A 14,627-nucleotide genomic window follows, 5' to 3' on the forward strand; every position below is an offset into this window, starting at 1 on the left:
CAAATTTGGCAGCACGTGACAAAGGGGTCTGAGAGGGGGAGAAATGCCCGCTGAAAAAAGAGCCAACAGATGGCCAGGCGGGAAACATTAATAAGTAAATACATAGAACCGGCCTTGCATATAGGCAAGGCCGGAGGACCGAAATCAGCTCGGCAGATGATAGTCGAGGAAGCGATCCTGTCGCACATCAAAAAGCTTGCCGCTGACTTCAAGGTTCGGATCGGCGAGCTTGACGATCTTTTCAGCGACCGACTGCGGCGTTGGCAGGGTTTCCGGATCTTCGCCCGGCATGGCTTGCGCGCGCATTGCCGTGCGGGTGGCGCCCGGATTGACCGAGTTGATCTTGAGCTTCATCTGCTTCGTTTCTTCTGCCCAGCTGCGCGCCATGACTTCGACAGCAGCTTTCGAGGCAGCATACGGCCCCCAGAACGCGCGGCAGGTATGCGCCACACCGGAAGAGAGCAGAATGGCACGTCCGGCATCGGAAGCGCGCAGAAGTGGATCAGTGGACCGAATGAGGCGCCAGACGCTGGTAACATTGACGTTCATGAGCTTCTCGAACGTCTTGGCCTCGACATGGCCAATCGGTGAGATCGTGCCGAGGACACCCGCATTGGCAACCATGATATCGAGCTTGCCCCAGCGCTCATGAATGGAACCGCCGAGGCGGTCGATCGCTTCCATATCGGTAATATCGAGAGGCACCAGCGTCGCATTGCCACCCAGTTTACGGATATCGTCGTCCAGCTCTTCAAGCCCGCCGACGGTGCGAGCGACTGCGATTACATGTGCGCCGCGTTTTGCCAGTTCAAGCGAAAGAAAATAGCCAATACCGCGCGATGCGCCTGTCACCAGTGCGATGCGGCCCGTAAGGTCGATGCTCATCTAGTCCCCATATGATGCAAAAACATGAAACAGGCGGCCTTTTGGGCCGCCTGCGTGAAGAATTGGGCGATCAGCCGTTGCTTGCGAGCAGCGACAGCGTGTGCACATTGCTCTCGCCTTCCTGATCGAGGAGGCGGGTCGGATATTCGCCTGTGAAATAGTGATCGGTGAAAGCCGGTGCTTTCGGATTACGTGGCTTCCCGCCAACGGCCTTGTAGAGCCCGTCGATGGAAAGAAATGCCAGAGAATCCGCGCCGATATAGCGGCACATGGATTCCAGGTCTTTGTGCTGGTTGGCCAGCAGCTTATCGGCATGGGGGGTGTCGATACCGTAGAAATCCGGATGGTAAATCATTGGACTTGCCACGCGGATATGCACTTCCTTTGCGCCCGCATCGCGGATCATCTGAACGATCTTGACCGATGTGGTGCCGCGCACAATGGAATCATCCACCAGCACCACGCGCTTGCCTTCGATCATGGCGCGATTGGCTGAATGCTTCAGCTTGACGCCCAGTGCACGAATTTGCTGCGTCGGCTCGATAAAGGTGCGGCCCACATAATGATTGCGGATGATGCCATATTCGAACGGAATGCCGCTTGCCTGCGCGAAGCCGAGAGCGGCAGGCGTGCCGCCATCAGGCACCGGCACGACAACATCAGCTTCGATACCGGCTTCCTTGGCAAGCTCCATGCCCATATTCTTGCGCGCGACATAGACGCTGCGACCGCCGACGACGGAGTCGGGGCGGGCGAAATAGACATACTCGAACAGGCAGAGCCGTTCCGGCTGTGGGTTTTCAGCCTTGATGGATTCGATGGTGATGGAGCCGTCTTTCTGGATCTCGCAGATGATCACTTCGCCATTTTCGACGTCGCGAACATACTTCGCGCCGATAATGTCGAGGGCACAGGTCTCTGAGCAGAAGATAGGCTTGCCGTCGAGCTCACCCATGACAAGCGGGCGGATGCCGATTACGTCACGCGCGGCAATCAGCTTGGTGCGGGTCAGCGCCAGCATGGCGTAACCGCCTTCGACCTGACGAATGGCATCGACGAAACGGTCGGACGAGGATGCATGGCGCGAACGGGCGATCATGTGCAGCACGACTTCGGTATCGGACGTCGCCTGGAAGATTGCGCCGGAAGCAATCAGTTGTTTGCGCAGCGTTATGCCGTTGGTGAAATTGCCGTTATGGGCAATGGCAATGCCGCCGACTTCCAGTTCCGCGAACAATGGCTGCACATTGCGCAGGATCGTCTCGCCGGTGGTGGAATAGCGCACATGACCGATGGCGCGGTCACCGGGCAGGCGGTTCAGCGTTGCTGCATCGGTGAAATGATCGCCGACGAGGCCCATATGGCGTTCGGAATGAAAACGGCGATTGTGATAGGAAACGATACCGGCGGCTTCCTGCCCGCGATGCTGGAGGGCATGCAGGCCCAATGCGGTCAGCGCGGCTGCGTCTTCATGGCCAAGTATGCCAAATACGCCGCACTCTTCATGCAGGGTGTCATCGTCCAGCATAAAGGAGGCATTTTCAGAAGAATGGCTGGTCATTGCCGCAAGGCCTTTCGATTGCAGAGGCAACTAAAGCATGTCGCGGAAAAGTGGAGACCGGTTTTCCGATAACGACATGCGTAAAGACTTCAAGCGCCTCTCTATCACAAGATAGCTTTTTGTTAAAAGCGAAGAGTTCACCGCTGCGTCGATATAGTCTCATGAACATTAGTATCGCACGATGCCGGCGAATAATCTCGCAAATTCCCGCCTGAAATATGATCGCGGAACCGAAATGACAATGTGTAAGCGTCATTTTGGCTATTTCACATCTGTCGGCTTTTGCCTCCAGAATTGAAAAAGCCGCCAGCAGGGCTGGCGGCTTCTCGATTTCTTGGAACAGCTTATTGCTGTGCAGGTGTATCGTCCGGAACAGGCGCTTCTTCCTGCTCGCCAGAGGCCGGAACATTATGCTGTGGCTTGAACTTGTCGATCATCTGGTCGGGATTAGCCGGCAGAAGGTCGATCAGCTGCTGGCCGAACGAATCGAGCATTGGCTTCGATTTCGCGTTCGTCACCCAGGCTGGCTGGTTCGTCGGGACGAGCCAATTGAAGAACAGCATGGCAACGACAACGAGAAGCACACCGCGCACGCCGCCGAACAGGAAGCCGAGCGTGCGGTCAAGCGCGCCGATACGGCTGTCGATGATGAAATCGGCGATCTTCATGGTGATCAGCGAAACGACGATCAGCACGACGAGGAAGACGGCGCCAGCGGCGGCAATCTTCGCGATGGTTTCGTTGTTAATATAGGGCTGCACGAAAGGCAGAACCGGCTGGTAGAAAAGGTAGGCCGCAGCGGCCGCTGCCGCCCACGATACCAGCGACAGCACCTCGCGGGAAAAACCGCGCACCATCGCCAAAACGGCTGAAACCAGCGTTATCCCGAGTAGAATTCCATCAAGCATGGTTATCGGCATTCTGCCTGTCCTCAGTTATTATGCGCAATCACTTTAATACGCAGGGCAGTCAAAGATGCTGGAGCTTATCACCGGAAGGTTGACAGATTCTTCCAGTCATAAAACTCCAGATTTATTGCTTCTTTCCGGAGCCTGAAGCCGCGATGCGCGCAACAAGGTCGGGCAGAGCCGAAGTTTCCATAAGCCGGAAGTTGCGATCTTTCCAAAGTTCGCCGCTGCCGCCGGGCACTTCTGCCTGCCGGAAACCGAGCTTCTCGGCTTCCTTGAGCCTCTGTACTGCATGCGTTACCGCACGAACAGCACCGGAAAGGCTGATTTCGCCGAAATAAACACAATCTGGCGGAAGGGCAATACCGGCCATGGATGAAACCAGTGCAGCAGCCACAGCTATATCGGCGGCAGGCTCGCTGATACGATAACCGCCCGCGACATTCAGGTAGACATCATGCTGGCCGAAACGAACGCCGCAATGCGATTCGAGCACGGCGAGGATCATGGCAAGTCGTCCGCCATCCCAGCCGACGACCGCACGACGCGGGGTGCCGAGCGAGGAGGGGGCGACAAGCGCCTGTATCTCCACCAGCACCGGGCGCGTGCCTTCCATGCCGGCAAAGACAGCTGCACCTGGAGCCTTGGCGTTACGCTCGCCGAGGAAAAGCTCGGACGGGTTGGAAACCTCACGCAGCCCACCATCGGACATCTCGAAGACACCGATCTCGTCGGTCGGGCCAAAACGGTTCTTCACCGTGCGCAGGATGCGATAGTGATGTCCGCCTTCACCTTCGAAATAGAGGACACCATCGACCATATGTTCGACCACACGAGGGCCTGCAATCTGGCCGTCTTTGGTAACATGTCCCACCAGTACGACTGCGGAACCAGTCTGCTTGGCATAGCGGATCATGGCTTGTGCCGACGAGCGCACCTGCGTGACCGTGCCGGGAGCAGAATCCGCCATATCGGTCCAGAGCGTCTGGATCGAATCTATGATGACGAGATCGGGTCGCTTGGTATCAGAAATGGTGGCAATGATGTCTTCGACATTGGTCTCTGCGGCGAGCTCAACCGCTGACGATGCCACGCCGAGACGCTGCGCGCGTAGACGTATCTGCGCGACGGCTTCTTCGCCCGAAACATAGACAATGCGATGGCCACGATTGGAAAGGGCGGCTGCAGCCTGCGTCAAAAGCGTGGATTTGCCGATGCCGGGATCACCGCCGATCAGAAGGGCTGAACCGCGCACGAATCCGCCGCCGGTAACCCGGTCAAGCTCGCTGATACCGGAAATGATCCGCGGCGCATCTTCAATATCGCCAGACAGGGAGGTGAGGGCGACGGCGCGACCTTTGCGCTTGGACAACATGGCGCCGGGCCCAGACCCGATGCCGCTATTGGTGCCTTCCTCGACAAGCGTGTTCCACTCGCCGCAGGAATCGCACTTGCCCGCCCAGCGCGAATGAACCGCGCCGCAATTCTGGCAGATGAATTGAACGCGCGCCTTGGCCATCAGACGCGCTCCGTCTTGATCGTGATCTTCTTATTCATACTGTTCCGGGAGATAGGAACCTTCGGCCAGATCTGCAAATCGCGTGAATTCAGACTGGAAGGCGAGCTTGACGGTGCCGGTAGGCCCGTGACGCTGCTTGGCGATGATGACGTCAGCAGTGCCGCGCACTTTTTCAAAGTGCTGCTTCCATTCTTCATATTTCGGATCGAATTCGTCACGCGGTTCGAGGTTCTTGACGTAATATTCCTCGCGGAACACGAAAAGCACCACGTCGGCGTCCTGCTCGATAGAGCCCGATTCACGAAGATCGGAGAGCTGTGGTCGCTTGTCATCGCGGCTTTCCACCTGACGGGAGAGCTGTGAGAGCGCGATAATGGGAACGTTCAGTTCCTTGCCGAGCGCCTTGAGGCCGGTAGTGATTTCGGTGATTTCCTGCACGCGGTTCTGTGCCGAAGCTTTCGACGAACCGGTCATCAGCTGCACGTAGTCGATCACCAGAACGTCGAGACCGCGCTGGCGCTTCAGGCGGCGTGCACGTGCTGCAAGCTGCGCAATCGAGATACCACCGGTCTGGTCGATATAGAGCGGGATTTTCTGCATCACCTGCGAGCAGGCGACAAGCTTCTCGAAATCGGTTTCGGTGATGTCACCACGACGGATTTTTGAAGAGGAGACTTCCGTCTGCTCGGAAATGATACGGGTTGCAAGCTGTTCCGCCGACATTTCGAGCGAGAAGAAGCCGACGACGCCACCATTTATGGCTTTTACGCTACCATCGGCCTGCTGTTCGCCTTCGTAGGCGTTGGCGATGTTGAATGCGATGTTGGTGGCAAGCGAGGTCTTGCCCATACCCGGACGGCCTGCAAGGATGATCAAGTCGGAAGGCTGTAGACCGCCCATCTTGCCATCGAGCGTATGGATTCCGGTGGAAACACCCGAAAGATGGCCATCACGCATAAAGGCGGCGTTGGCCATGTCAACTGCTGTGGTCACTGCATCCTTGAAGGGCAGGAAACCGCCATCATAACGCCCTGTTTCGGCAAGCTCGAACAAGCGGCGTTCGGCGTCTTCAATCTGCTCCTGCGGTGCCATGTCGACAGGCGCATCATAGGCAACGTTCACCATGTCCTCGCCAATGCCAATCAGCGCGCGACGCGTCGCCAGATCGTAAATCGCGCGGCCGTAATCTTCGGCATTGATAATGGTGACGGCTTCGGTTGCGAGGCGAGTCACATATTGGAAGATCGTGAGATCACCCACCTTGCCTTCGGTAGGCAGGAAGGTCTTCATCGTTACGGGATTGGCCATCTTGCCGACGCGAATGAGGTCAGTCGTGATCTCATAGATGCGACGATGCAGCGGCTCGAAGAAATGGGTTGGCTTGAGGAAGTCCGATACCCGGTAAAAGGCATCGTTATTGATCAGGATCGCGCCCAGCAGCGCCTGTTCCGCTTCAATATTATGGGGTGCTTCCCGATAAAGCGCGTCTTTCTGATCCCGCGCATCGTCGAGTTTGCGTACCGCCGCTTCCGCCATGATTCTTAATCCTGTCCCTGATGCACCCAGCTAGCCCTCAAGCGATGCCAAACGCAACGCAGCTTCGGATGATTCCTGCTGGAAGAGAAAACCTATACCATGATTCACACTGATCCACAGTTCAGGCGTTGCCTTTATGCACTTCCTATTGACGGAGATTGCGGGGAGCAATCGGCAATATTAATCTTCTCCCAACCCAAAGCTCCCTGATTTGTGCGGGCATTCAAAGCAAAGCCCGGCTTACATTCACGAGGAATATTCATGCGACACCGCACCATTGCAGCCTGGCTTCTGACAGCATTGGCTCTCTTTTCTTCGTCAACGGCTTCGTTGGCAGCCTCGGAACCGATCAAGGTCAAAGTGTTTATCGCCGCCATGTTCGAGATCGGTCAGAACAGTGGCGACCGGGCCGGTGAGTTTCAACGGTGGTACGAGCATTACTGGAAGGATGCGAGGCCCATCGAAGTCAAAGGGGCGCTGAAACCCGTTTATTGCAACGTTGACGGTGTATGCGGCTCAGTTCTCGGCATGGGTAAGGTGAACTCCTCGGCCAGCATGCAGGCAATCATGCTCGACCCAGCCTTCGACTTCTCTAAAACTTATTACATCCTGTCCGGTGTGGCAGGCACGCCACCTTCACGCGGAACGATAGGTGATGTCAGCTGGGCGACGTGGCTCGTCGATTACGATTTGGGCCATCGCTGGGCACCGGAAGAAGGCAAGCCGGGCGAACCGGTCTTCATCCCACGAAAGGGATATGAAGAGTATCGTGTTTTCAAGCTTGATCCTGATTTGGTCGCAGCGGCAATGCGTTTGGGCTCCAATGCGGAGCTTCGCGATTCGCCGGAGGCCCAGGCGTATCGCATGCGTTATCCCGACAAGGCTGCGCAGGCGAAACCGGCATTGAAGACGGGCACGCATATGACCGGAGATACATTTTTCCATGGTCCCGGATTGTCGAAAGAGGCTCAGTATATAGCCAAGCTCTATGGTGCCGACGACTATCTCGCCACCGAGATGGAAGCCGCAGCGCTTGCGCTCGTTATCAAGCGGCAGCACGGTACAGACCGCATCCTCAGCCTGCGTGGTTCGGTAAACTTCGATCAGGGAAATCCGAAAGAAACCACGCTGCAGCATCTGGATCCAGCGCCGGGCGAAACGGCAGGGGGGGTTGCGGAAACGGTCGAAAACATCTACCTCGTCGGCGCTCCGGTCGTGAGCGACATCGTCACCCACTGGGACAAATGGGAAGCAGGCGTGCCAAAGCCGGAATAAGATCAGAGAAAGCGGGCTGCTCCAACGGAACGGCCCGCCTTATTTATAGCAGATCGGCTTCACCTCAGGCGTTCATGCTTTTCTTGACGGCCCGCCCCTCGCTGTTGGCGCCTTTGGGCGCGCTGTCGAGGCGCTTGAGACGCTTTTCCTCGGCCTCAATATAGTTGCGGGTTAGCGGAACGGATTCCTGTTTGTGGGCGATCTGAATGTGGAACACCATCATGTTCTGCCAGCGGAAAGCGCTTTCAGACGCAGCCAGATAAAACTCCCACATGCGGCAGAAACGCTCGTCATAAAGCGCCTTGGCCTTGTCGCGATTGGCCATGAACGCTTCCCGCCAAGCCTTGAGCGTTTCCGCATAATGAAGCCGCAGGATTTCTATGTCGGTGACATAGAGCCCGGCCTTTTCGATATGCGGTAGAACCTCAGAAAGTGCCGGAATATACCCGCCCGGAAAGATATATTTGCGGATGAACGGATTGGTCGCTCCCGGCCCATCGGCACGTCCGATGGCATGCAGAAGGAAAACGCCATCCTGCTTCATCAGGCGAGCGACGTGCTGGAAATACTCGGCGAAATGCCCGACACCAACATGCTCGAACATGCCAACCGATACCAGCCGGTCAAACTTGTCGTCGATGTTGCGATAGTCGGTCAATTCGAACTTCGCACGGTCAGCCAGTCCTTCATCCTGCGCTCGCTGATTAGCAATGGCATGCTGCTCTTCGGATAAGGTTACGCCGGTGACATTGGCCTTGAGATAACGAGCCAAATAGAGCCCCATACCACCCCAGCCGCAGCCAATGTCGAGCACCTTGTCGCCCTCCTTCACCAATAATTTCGCCGCGATATGGCGCTTTTTGGCAAGCTGCGCCTCGGCGAGTGTAGCGTTTGGTGGATCGAAATAGGCGCAGGAATACTGCTTGTCCGGATCGAGAAACAGGTCGTAGAGTTCACCGGAAAGATCATAATGACTTTTGATATTGTTTGAAGACCGCGAAATCGTGTTCATCTGCTGGAAGCGGCGGAAAAAAATACGCAGCTTCGCCAGAGCTTTCATCCACGGTTCGGTCGCCGCAGTCGGTCCGGTATTCTCGAACACAACCTGAAGCAGCGTGTAGATGTTGCCGTTTAGAAAATCGATCTCGCCATCCATGAAACACTCGGCGAGTTTCAACTCCGGATCGAGGGCTACGGCCCGCTCGGCGTGCTTTGTCTTGAAGTGTATATGAACTGGTTCGCCAGTCCTGTCGCCGTACCGGGTAAGCGCACCACTAGAATCGGTGACCGTTAGGTCGCCGGTTTTAATCATATGCGAAATAACAGTACGCATCATTCCATACATCGGCCCCATCTCCTCTTGGGGATCGAAGCAGGCGTACGTCCATGCGTTTGCATGGCAGGCGGCGGTGCATAAGTATCAGAGCCGCTCTGTCATCAGATTTTCAGGCAATATCCCCTCGGTCAATCGGCCTCGGGAGTAATGCCCAAGCAACGCGGACGTTTCCGTCAGCACCTCTCCAATCCAATACTAATATGTAGAATAAGGAGTTTTGCCGATCTGAAAAGAGAAAATGCCCGGCGGAGGCCGCCGGGCACGATCATATAAAGTTTACCACGATGGGAATGCGGACTGTCTGGCTTTGCATTCCCATAGATAATAGGTGGCTAAATTAAGCCTGATCTTCAGCTTCGTCCTCTTCGTCGAAAACTTCTTCCGACAGAGGCTGCTCTTCGATGCCGTAGATGGCTTCGATCGAGGTCAGGTCTTCACCCTTTGCCTGACGTTCGGCTTCTTCGGTCGAACGTGCGATGTTGACCGTAACCTGAACCTGAACTTCCGGATGCAGCGAAATCGAGACTTCGTGCAGGCCGATCGCCTTGATCGGATGGTTCAGTTCAACCTGGTTGCGGTGCAGGGTGAAGCCATTGGCTGAGATGATGTCGGCGATGTCACGGGTCGAAACGGAGCCGTAGAGCTGGCCGGTTTCACCAGCCGAACGCACAACGATGAAGCTTTCGCCATTGAGCTTTTCAGCGACGGCCTGAGCTTCGTTCTTGCGCTCCAGGTTCTGGGCTTCGAGCTGAGCGCGCTGGCCTTCGAACTTCTTCTTGTTGGCTTCGTTGGCACGAAGAGCCTTGCCCTGCGGGAGCAGGAAGTTACGAGCATAGCCGTCCTTGACCTTGACGGTTTCGCCCATCTGGCCGAGGCGGCCAATGCGTTCCAGAAGAATGACTTCCATTGGAGTTTCCTTTCGAGTTTCTGATTCGGTTACTGACTGTCAGCGCCCGGCATTTTCGAGACCGGCGCGCCGCGCGAAGTGTCGAAAAGTCCGAGAACCATGAAGATGAAAAGCAGGAATGCGAAGAGTATGATCGCAAAGTAAGCGAGCCACAGCGCTACCGGGCGCCACACCTTGCCGCGTGTGCGGAAATGCATGATGGCAAGACCTGACATCATGAAACCAGCGCTAAGCGCGCCTGCAACGACGGTTGCGATCAATCCGGCGCCGCCGGGAACAAATGCAACCGCAAGAGCGACCGCGAAGACGAGCAAGGCCGGGCGCGGCATACGCAGTGTTGCGGGCCAGTCATCACGCGGACGGCGCAGGCGACCCGACATGGAGATCAGGCGCTGTGCCAGATAAAGATTGCCAACGAGAATTGCGAGGCAGGTTGCCGGCTGGATTGCAGGCAAGGCGACCATCAGAAGCGACGTTACATTGCTGCGAATGTCATCGCTGGCCGTGAACTGCGGATCGGCTTCGGCAACCCGGTCGATAAGCGTATTTGCGAGTTCGCGCGCCATGTCCGGGCCAAAGCCCAGGATCGCACCGATGACGATGAAGCTGAGCGCCACCATCATGGCAAGCCGAAACACAATGTCTGAAAGCGGATACCAGACCAGAACATCCTGCGGTCCGCCGAGTTCTTCGGCTGGCCGCGCGAGTCCGGACAGATAGGCGCCGGTTGCTGCGGGAATGAAGCTGGTCAATGCCATCAGAAGTGCTGCAAGCGGGACGGCGACAACGCCGACGGCAACCGTAGCTGTGGCGGCGGCAACGATACCGGCGCTCGAACCCCAGCCAAGGGCAACAACGAAGATGGGAAGTGGTGTCAGGAAGTAGAGAACCATGGCCATAGCAGCCATCGCACCACCCTGGGCGATGACGCCGGACGACATCAAGGCCGAGGCAAGCCCCGCCAATATGCCGATACCGATAATGGTTCCATTGAATTTCATCAGTTTCGCTGTCCTGCTCCGGTCTTGCCGGTTCGCGCAGTTAGAGGCCGCTGCCCCAACTTGGGTTTTTATTACGCTTCATTGCGCCCATCGCAATGAAGGAAGGGGTTGGGAGGCAATCTCTGCGAGAACGCCTCCCAGAATCTTGTTCTTACTTCACAACGTAAGGCAGCAGGCCGAGGAAACGAGCGCGCTTGATCGCCTTGGCGAGTTCACGCTGCTTCTTCTGGCTGACAGCGGTAATACGGGAAGGAACGATTTTGCCGCGTTCGGAAATGTAACGCTGCAGAAGCTTGATGTCCTTGTAGTCGATCTTCGGTGCGTTTGCGCCGGAGAACGGGCACGTCTTGCGACGGCGATGGAAAGGACGACGGGTCGGGATCTGATTGATATCAACCATGATTATGCTCCTTCACCAGCTTCGTTGTCGCGTGGGCGACGTGGGCCGCGATCACCACGGTCACCGCGATCACCACGGTCGAAACCGCCTTCACGACGACGCGGACGATCATCACCATCGCGTTCGCGACGGTCGTCACGGCGGGTGAGCATGGCCGACTGGCCTTCTTCGTGTTCTTCAACGCGAACGGTGAGGAAACGAAGAACGTCTTCGTTGATGCGCATCTGGCGTTCCATTTCGGCAACGGCTGCAGCCGGAGCGTCAATGTTTACGAGCGTGTAATACGCCTTGCGATTCTTCTTGATACGGTAGGTGAGGGGACGCAGACCCCAGCTTTCGACCTTACCGACCTTGCCGCCATTAGCTTCGAGGACACCCTTGTACTGTTCGACGAGAGCGTCGACCTGCTGCTGGGAAATGTCCTGGCGGGCAAGAAGCACATGTTCATAAAGAGCCATTGGCTTTGCCTTTCTTCTGTTACAACATGCCGACACCAACGGCTAAGCCTCTGCGACTTCTCTTTTGCCGGAAAACCGGTGAAGAAAGGACGCTCACTGAGACGATCGAGAGCGGAGACACGGGAGGCAGAAGCGCTTGTGACTTCTACGGATGTTCGTGAATTTAACTGCACAAACAACCGGCCCTCCGTTCAGCCCCCAGCTGGTGCCGAGCAATGAACGGGCGGCTATTACGTGTTTTTCCCCGGCTTTGCAAGGCGCAAACCGCACAAAAACCGGGAAATACTTGACTTTGCTGCCCTCACTGAGGCACATCCCGCCAAATTGTGCATTTAATTGCAGGGCATGTTGGCGAAAACGGATATCGGTTTCGACGTTATCATATGCTTAAAACCAGAACGAGGCATCAATGGCGGTAGCATTTACTTTCCCCGGACAAGGCAGCCAGGCTGTGGGTATGGGCAAGGCTCTGGCCGAACAGTTCGCTGAAGCGCGCGCCGTTTTCGATGAAGTCGACGCGGCACTGGGCGAAAAGCTTTCCGCTACCATGTTCGAAGGGCCGGAAGACGTGCTGACGCTGACCGCCAATGCCCAGCCTGCGCTGATGGCCGTCTCGATGGCTGTGTTGCGTGTTATGGAAGCGCGCGGTTTTTCGTTGAAAGACAGGGTTTCCTACGTTGCCGGACATTCGCTTGGTGAATATTCAGCACTTTGCGCAGCCAGAACATTCTCGCTTGCCGATACGGCGCGTCTCCTGCGCATTCGCGGCAATGCGATGCAGAAGGCTGTTCCCGCTGGCGAAGGCGCGATGGCTGCGATCATCGGCCTTGAGCATGGCGACGTAGAAGCTGTCTGCACTGAAGCCAAGGCATCCGGCTCGGTTCAGATCGCCAATGATAATGGTGGTGGACAGCTCGTTATTTCCGGTTCAAAGGCTGCGGTCGAACTGGCTGCCAGGCTTGCATCCGAAAAGGGTGCCAAGCGGGCCATCATGCTGCCCGTATCCGCTCCCTTCCATTCGACCTTGATGGGCCCTGCTGGTGAGGCAATGCGTGAAGCGCTTGCTTCGGTTGAAAAGCACAATCCGATTGTGCCGCTCATCGCTAATGTGCGTGCAGCGCCGGTTACCGACGCCAACGAGATTGCGGATCTGCTGGTTGAGCAGGTTACAGGTCAGGTGCGCTGGCGCGAAACGGTCGAATGGTTTGCGGCCAATGGCGTCACCACGCTTTATGAAGTAGGTTCAGGCAAGGTTCTGACTGGTCTGGCGCGCCGCATCTCGAAGGATGTGACTGGCGCCGCCGTTGGTTCGGCTGAAGAGATCGAAGCAGCGCTTGCTGTTCTCGGCGCTTGATCCCGAAAAGTTGCAGACTTTTCGGATAAGATTATGCGATGGAAGTTGAGAAGCTAAAAGGGATTTCGCATGTTTGATCTGACTGGCCGCAAGGCTCTGGTAACCGGCGCAACCGGCGGTCTTGGCGAAGCGATTGCCCGCGCTCTTCATGCGCAGGGCGCAATCGTCGGCCTGCACGGCACACGCGAAGAAAAGCTGAAAGAGCTTGCCGCTGAACTTGGTGATCGCACCTTCATCTTCCCGGCTAATCTTTCTGATCGTGAAGCTGTGAAGGCTCTCGGTCAGAAGGCAGAAGAGGAAATGGGCGGCGTCGACATTCTCGTCAACAATGCCGGCATTACCCGCGACGGTCTGTTCGTGCGCATGAGCGACGAAGACTGGGATGCGGTTCTCAACGTCAACCTGACGTCGGTATTCAATCTGACGCGTGAGCTGACCCATCCGATGATGCGTCGCCGCAAGGGTCGTATCATTAACATCACGTCGATTGTTGGCGTGACCGGCAATCCGGGTCAGGCAAACTATTGCGCGTCGAAGGCGGGCCTCATTGGTTTCTCCAAGTCATTGGCGCAGGAAATCGCCAGCCGCAATGTAACGGTTAACTGCATCGCTCCGGGCTTCATCGAATCGGCCATGACCGACAAGCTGAACGAAAAGCAGAAGGAAGCGATTATGAGCAATATCCCCATGAAGCGCATGGGCGTTGGTGGTGATATTGCAGCGGCGGTTGTCTATCTGGCAAGCGACCAGGCTGCCTATGTGACGGGCCAGACCCTGCACATCAATGGCGGCATGGCCATGATCTAACCCTCCTTCTTCTCCCTATTATGGTATAAAATGCCTTAATACGGGGGCTGAAGAAGGAAAAGGCGCTTTGCCTTGCTCAAGAAGCATGGTAATGCGCCCATCGAGAATTGCGGCATTCTGAGTAGAAGTGCCGCGATCCTGTTCCGAAAGGAATATCCACAGGATGACTGTCCGGGCGGCTTCGCTCGAAACTTGGCAGACATCTTATAACTTGATTACAATCCTGCATGCCGCTAACCAAGGCAGAGCAACAAACACACAGGTCGAGGTTCCGACATGAGCGATACCGCAGAGCGCGTCAAGAAAATCGTTGTTGAACATCTGGGCGTAGATGCCGACAAGGTCACGGAAGGCGCAAGCTTCATCGATGACCTCGGCGCAGACAGCCTCGACACGGTCGAGCTGGTCATGGCTTTCGAAGAAGAATTCGGCGTTGAAATTCCTGACGACGCCGCCGAAACGATCCTTACGGTCGGCGACGCTGTGAAGTTCATCGACAAGGCTGCCGCCTAATCTGAACTTGGGCATCGGGCTGGGGTTCTCACGAATCCCAGCCCTGCTTGTTTTTGGTCGTTTCTTTCGTGGTCACGATCAGAACGAATATGCACAAAGGCCGTTCAGCGGCCTGTTTGTGAAACTGCCGGAACAATGATCGAAGATCGTGTTCGACATGGCAGGCT

General features: G+C 56.3%; 14 protein-coding genes. 4 read left to right on the top strand and 10 right to left on the bottom strand.

Going from position 1 to position 14,627, the window contains the following annotated elements; translation table 11 throughout:
* Positions 1 to 144: 144 nt before the first annotated feature.
* The 5 genes from ABDF71_RS04080 to ABDF71_RS04100 all read right to left on the bottom strand — a co-directional run bounded on the left by ABDF71_RS04080 (position 145) and on the right by ABDF71_RS04100 (position 6,409).
* Positions 145 to 885 carry an SDR family NAD(P)-dependent oxidoreductase gene (locus ABDF71_RS04080; protein ID WP_012090829.1) on the bottom strand — a complete coding sequence of 247 codons (741 nt, stop codon included), beginning with the start codon at positions 883 to 885 and terminating at the stop codon, positions 145 to 147.
* 70 nt (positions 886 to 955) lie between these two features.
* A complete protein-coding gene (gene purF, locus ABDF71_RS04085) occupies positions 956 to 2,446 on the bottom strand; it encodes an amidophosphoribosyltransferase (protein WP_012090830.1) in 1,491 nt (496 codons plus the stop codon).
* A 344-nt stretch (positions 2,447 to 2,790) separates the two neighbouring features.
* Positions 2,791 to 3,366 (bottom strand): CvpA family protein, encoded by a 576-nt coding sequence (locus tag ABDF71_RS04090; protein ID WP_012090831.1) that lies wholly within the window; start codon positions 3,364 to 3,366, stop codon positions 2,791 to 2,793.
* Between the two features lie 112 nt (positions 3,367 to 3,478).
* A complete protein-coding gene (gene radA / locus ABDF71_RS04095) occupies positions 3,479 to 4,873 on the bottom strand; it encodes a DNA repair protein RadA (RefSeq protein ID WP_012090832.1) in 1,395 nt (464 codons plus the stop codon).
* 30 nt (positions 4,874 to 4,903) lie between these two features.
* Positions 4,904 to 6,409, bottom strand: coding sequence for a replicative DNA helicase (locus ABDF71_RS04100; protein WP_012090833.1), 1,506 nt, complete (start codon positions 6,407 to 6,409; stop codon positions 4,904 to 4,906).
* Positions 6,410 to 6,670: 261 nt separating this feature from the next.
* Between ABDF71_RS04100 and ABDF71_RS04105 the strand changes: the two genes are divergently transcribed.
* The gene (locus ABDF71_RS04105; protein WP_151615812.1) at positions 6,671 to 7,684 is read left to right on the top strand and encodes a purine-nucleoside phosphorylase; all 1,014 of its coding nucleotides are present in this window, start codon (positions 6,671 to 6,673) and stop codon (positions 7,682 to 7,684) included.
* A gap of 64 nt (positions 7,685 to 7,748) precedes the next feature.
* Here the strand turns inward: ABDF71_RS04105 and ABDF71_RS04110 are convergent, their stop codons facing one another.
* From ABDF71_RS04110 to rpsF, 5 genes are all read right to left on the bottom strand, one after another.
* Positions 7,749 to 9,029 (bottom strand): cyclopropane fatty acid synthase, encoded by a 1,281-nt coding sequence (locus tag ABDF71_RS04110; RefSeq protein WP_012090835.1) that lies wholly within the window; start codon positions 9,027 to 9,029, stop codon positions 7,749 to 7,751.
* Between the two features lie 328 nt (positions 9,030 to 9,357).
* Positions 9,358 to 9,927, bottom strand: a complete 570-nt coding sequence (gene rplI, locus ABDF71_RS04115) for a 50S ribosomal protein L9 (RefSeq protein ID WP_012090836.1) — start codon at positions 9,925 to 9,927, stop codon at positions 9,358 to 9,360.
* A 29-nt stretch (positions 9,928 to 9,956) separates the two neighbouring features.
* Positions 9,957 to 10,928 (bottom strand): DUF2232 domain-containing protein, encoded by a 972-nt coding sequence (locus tag ABDF71_RS04120; RefSeq protein ID WP_012090837.1) that lies wholly within the window; start codon positions 10,926 to 10,928, stop codon positions 9,957 to 9,959.
* Between the two features lie 151 nt (positions 10,929 to 11,079).
* Positions 11,080 to 11,328, bottom strand: coding sequence for a 30S ribosomal protein S18 (gene rpsR, locus ABDF71_RS04125; RefSeq protein WP_006466219.1), 249 nt, complete (start codon positions 11,326 to 11,328; stop codon positions 11,080 to 11,082).
* 2 nt (positions 11,329 to 11,330) lie between these two features.
* Positions 11,331 to 11,786 carry a 30S ribosomal protein S6 gene (gene rpsF / locus ABDF71_RS04130; protein ID WP_010658387.1) on the bottom strand — a complete coding sequence of 152 codons (456 nt, stop codon included), beginning with the start codon at positions 11,784 to 11,786 and terminating at the stop codon, positions 11,331 to 11,333.
* A gap of 409 nt (positions 11,787 to 12,195) precedes the next feature.
* Between rpsF and fabD the strand changes: the two genes are divergently transcribed.
* The 3 genes from fabD (at position 12,196) to ABDF71_RS04145 (ending at position 14,460) form a co-directional block, all read left to right on the top strand.
* Positions 12,196 to 13,140, top strand: a complete 945-nt coding sequence (gene fabD, locus ABDF71_RS04135; RefSeq protein ID WP_012090838.1) for an ACP S-malonyltransferase — start codon at positions 12,196 to 12,198, stop codon at positions 13,138 to 13,140.
* Between the two features lie 69 nt (positions 13,141 to 13,209).
* The gene (gene fabG, locus ABDF71_RS04140) at positions 13,210 to 13,947 is read left to right on the top strand and encodes a 3-oxoacyl-[acyl-carrier-protein] reductase (protein ID WP_012090839.1); all 738 of its coding nucleotides are present in this window, start codon (positions 13,210 to 13,212) and stop codon (positions 13,945 to 13,947) included.
* A 276-nt stretch (positions 13,948 to 14,223) separates the two neighbouring features.
* On the top strand, positions 14,224 to 14,460 hold the full coding sequence (locus ABDF71_RS04145) for an acyl carrier protein (protein WP_040129773.1): 237 nt from the start codon (positions 14,224 to 14,226) through the stop codon (positions 14,458 to 14,460).
* Positions 14,461 to 14,627 lie beyond the last annotated feature (167 nt).

Origin of the sequence: Ochrobactrum sp. WV_118_8 (assembly GCF_039631535.1) — a bacterium.
Classification (GTDB): Bacteria; Pseudomonadota; Alphaproteobacteria; order Rhizobiales; family Rhizobiaceae; genus Brucella; species Brucella anthropi.

Excerpts from the sequence above, each read along its gene's own strand:
- ABDF71_RS04080 (WP_012090829.1), bottom strand. The coding sequence starts at position 885 with ATGAGCATCGACCTTACGGGCCGCATCGCACTGGTGACAGGCGCATCG.
- purF (WP_012090830.1), bottom strand. The coding sequence starts at position 2,446 with ATGACCAGCCATTCTTCTGAAAATGCCTCCTTTATGCTGGACGATGAC.
- ABDF71_RS04090 (WP_012090831.1), bottom strand. The coding sequence starts at position 3,366 with ATGCCGATAACCATGCTTGATGGAATTCTACTCGGGATAACGCTGGTT.
- radA (WP_012090832.1), bottom strand. The coding sequence starts at position 4,873 with ATGGCCAAGGCGCGCGTTCAATTCATCTGCCAGAATTGCGGCGCGGTT.
- ABDF71_RS04100 (WP_012090833.1), bottom strand. The coding sequence starts at position 6,409 with ATGGCGGAAGCGGCGGTACGCAAACTCGACGATGCGCGGGATCAGAAA.
- ABDF71_RS04105 (WP_151615812.1), top strand. The coding sequence starts at position 6,671 with ATGCGACACCGCACCATTGCAGCCTGGCTTCTGACAGCATTGGCTCTC.
- ABDF71_RS04110 (WP_012090835.1), bottom strand. The coding sequence starts at position 9,029 with ATGTATGGAATGATGCGTACTGTTATTTCGCATATGATTAAAACCGGC.
- rplI (WP_012090836.1), bottom strand. The coding sequence starts at position 9,927 with ATGGAAGTCATTCTTCTGGAACGCATTGGCCGCCTCGGCCAGATGGGC.
- ABDF71_RS04120 (WP_012090837.1), bottom strand. The coding sequence starts at position 10,928 with ATGAAATTCAATGGAACCATTATCGGTATCGGCATATTGGCGGGGCTT.
- rpsR (WP_006466219.1), bottom strand. The coding sequence starts at position 11,328 with ATGGTTGATATCAATCAGATCCCGACCCGTCGTCCTTTCCATCGCCGT.
- rpsF (WP_010658387.1), bottom strand. The coding sequence starts at position 11,786 with ATGGCTCTTTATGAACATGTGCTTCTTGCCCGCCAGGACATTTCCCAG.
- fabD (WP_012090838.1), top strand. The coding sequence starts at position 12,196 with ATGGCGGTAGCATTTACTTTCCCCGGACAAGGCAGCCAGGCTGTGGGT.
- fabG (WP_012090839.1), top strand. The coding sequence starts at position 13,210 with ATGTTTGATCTGACTGGCCGCAAGGCTCTGGTAACCGGCGCAACCGGC.
- ABDF71_RS04145 (WP_040129773.1), top strand. The coding sequence starts at position 14,224 with ATGAGCGATACCGCAGAGCGCGTCAAGAAAATCGTTGTTGAACATCTG.